Raw genomic sequence first — 2,773 nt, forward strand, 5'->3', positions numbered from 1 at the left:
CGGTTTCATGTTCTATTTCACTCCCCTCCCGGGGTTCTTTTCACCTTTCCCTCGCGGTACTTTTCGCTATCGGTCACACAGGAGTATTTAGCCTTACGAGGTGGTCCTCGCTGATTCAACCGGAATTTCACGTGCTCCGGCCTACTCGGGATCCGGCTAGGCTCTTTGAACTTTCAACTACGGGACTTTCACCCTCTTTGGTGTAGCTTTCAACTACTTCGCTTAGTTCGCCAAGTCCACATTGCCGTCCCACAACCCCAGAAGTAAAAACCTCTGGTTTAGGCTGTTCCCGCTTCGCTCGCCGCTACTAGGGGAATCGCGTTTGCTTTCTCTTCCTCCGGCTACTAAGATGTTTCAATTCACCGGGTTGGCTCGTGTCAACCTATGTGTTCAGTTGACCGTGTTAAGGGTTGCCCCATTCGGATACTCTCGGATCAATGCTTATTTCCAGCTCCCCGAGACGTTTCGCCGGTATTCGCGTCCTTCTTCGCCTCTGTGTGCCTAGGTATCCACCGTGAGCCCTTTGTAGCTTGATCGCTGTTGACTCTCGACTACCTTGCTTTGGCTTTTGTTGCTATGCAGTTTTCAAGGTTCTGGCTGAACACTAGTTCAGCAGGCTTCTGAATCGTTAGAAGTTGCTGAACTCATGTTCTTTCTTCTTTGAAGGCAAAACTTTCGACTTCCTGATGCAGAAATCTGTTTTTAGAGATGAAGCTACCCCAAGAGGTATCTCTCTCTTGAGCGTTTTGAAGGTGGGCCATCCTGGACTCGAACCAGGGACCTCACCCTTATCAGGGGTGCGCTCTAACCACCTGAGCTAATAGCCCTCGTTTCCCTTCTTCTTAGAAGTAAACCCAGACAAGTTTGAGAGCCACACAAATTCCTCGACCGACCTAGGTTGACCAATCCTCTCTCTATTTGCTTTGTGCTTTCGAGTTGAGGTGGGTAAGGTCTCCCTGAAAGGAGGTGATCCAGCCACACCTTCCGGTACGGCTACCTTGTTACGACTTCACCCCAGTCATCAGCCCTGCCTTAGGCATCCCCCTCCTTGCGGTTAGGGTAATGACTTCGGGCAAAACCAACTCCCATGGTGTGACGGGCGGTGTGTACAAGGCCCGGGAACGTATTCACCGCAGTATGCTGACCTGCGATTACTAGCGATTCCTCCTTCATGCAGGCGAGTTGCAGCCTGCAATCTGAACTGAGGCCGGGTTTACGAGATTAGCTTGCTCTCGCGAGCTTGCAGCCCTCTGTCCCGACCATTGTAGTACGTGTGTAGCCCAAGACGTAAGGGGCATGATGACTTGACGTCATCCACACCTTCCTCCGGTTTGTCACCGGCGGTCTCCCTAGAGTCCCCAACTGAATGCTGGCAACTAAGGACGTGGGTTGCGCTCGTTGCGGGACTTAACCCAACATCTCACGACACGAGCTGACGACAGCCATGCACCACCTGTCTCTGCGCTCCCGAAGGCACTCCCGACTTTCGCCAGGATTCGCAGGATGTCAAGCCTTGGTAAGGTTCTTCGCGTTGCATCGAATTAAACCACATACTCCACCGCTTGTGCGGGCCCCCGTCAATTCCTTTGAGTTTCACTCTTGCGAGCGTACTCCCCAGGCGGGACACTTAACGCGTTGGCTACGGCACTGCACGGGTCGATACGTGCAACACCTAGTGTCCATCGTTTACGGCTAGGACTACAGGGGTATCTAATCCCTTTCGCTCCCCTAGCTTTCGTCCATGAGCGTCAGGTTTGGTCCAGTAGAACGCCTTCGCTGCTGGTGTTCTTCCCAATATCTACGCATTTCACCGCTACACTGGGAATTCCTTCTACCCCTACCTACCTCTAGTCTCGCAGTTTCCATCCCCTTTATGGAGTTAAGCTCCACGCTTTAAAGACAGACTTACGAGACCGCCTGCGGACGCTTTACGCCCAATAATTCCGGATAACGCTTGCATCCTCCGTCTTACCGCGGCTGCTGGCACGGAGTTAGCCGATGCTGATTCCTCAGGTACCGTCAGATCTTCTTCCCTGAGAAAAGAGGTTTACAACCCACAGGCCTTCGTCCCTCACGCGGTATTGCTCCGTCAGGCTTTCGCCCATTGCGGAAAATTCCCCACTGCTGCCTCCCGTAGGAGTCTGGGCCGTGTCTCAGTCCCAGTGTGGCTGATTGTCCTCTCAAACCAGCTACCGATCACTGCCTTGGTAGGCTCTTACCCCACCAACTAGCTAATCGGACGCGAGCTCATCTTCAGGCAGTTAACCTTTCACCTCTCGGCACATCGGGTATTAGCGACCGTTTCCAGTCGTTGTCCCCGACCTGAAGGCAGATTCTCACGCGTTACTCACCCGTCCGCCACTAAGTCCGAAGACTTCGTTCGACTTGCATGTGTTAAGCATACCGCCAGCGTTCATCCTGAGCCAGGATCAAACTCTCCATGTTAGGTTTCTCTGTTTTTGAAAATTCCTTGACCTTAGTCTTGGAATTTTCTAGAGAAGAAGAGTTTCATTTAGCTCCAGTTTTCACCGGAACTCGTCTTGCGACTTTTTAAGTTGCTTTGACGAGGCTTTTGTGCTTTAATGGCTCTCAAACTTATTCTTTTGTCTAGGTTCACCGCGCCTCGGTCGCTTCGCTCGCTGCCGTTTCCGGTTCGCTTCGCTTTCGCTTCCCCCTCAGCGCTTTATTAAATTAACAACCTTTCTCGAACTTGTCAACACTTTTTGAAAAAAAATTTTCGCGCACATTCCCCAAATTCCCCAAACTCCCTTAC

1 tRNA gene and 2 rRNA genes (1 of these 3 only partly in view) are annotated in these 2,773 nt (G+C 51.9%); all 3 read right to left on the reverse strand.

What is annotated here, in order from left to right:
• Positions 1-536: ribosomal RNA gene (locus tag H6G53_RS18460) — 23S ribosomal RNA — on the reverse strand (it extends 2,277 nt beyond the left edge of the window).
• Positions 537-753: 217 nt separating this feature from the next.
• A tRNA-Ile gene (locus H6G53_RS18465) sits at positions 754-827 on the reverse strand.
• Between the two features lie 132 nt (positions 828-959).
• Positions 960-2,445, reverse strand: a 16S ribosomal RNA gene (locus H6G53_RS18470).
• Together the 16S and 23S rRNA genes with 1 tRNA gene alongside form the textbook arrangement of a ribosomal RNA operon.
• Positions 2,446-2,773 lie beyond the last annotated feature (328 nt).

This window comes from Limnothrix sp. FACHB-406 (assembly GCF_014698235.1).
Classification (GTDB): domain Bacteria; phylum Cyanobacteriota; class Cyanobacteriia; order CACIAM-69d; family CACIAM-69d; genus CACIAM-69d.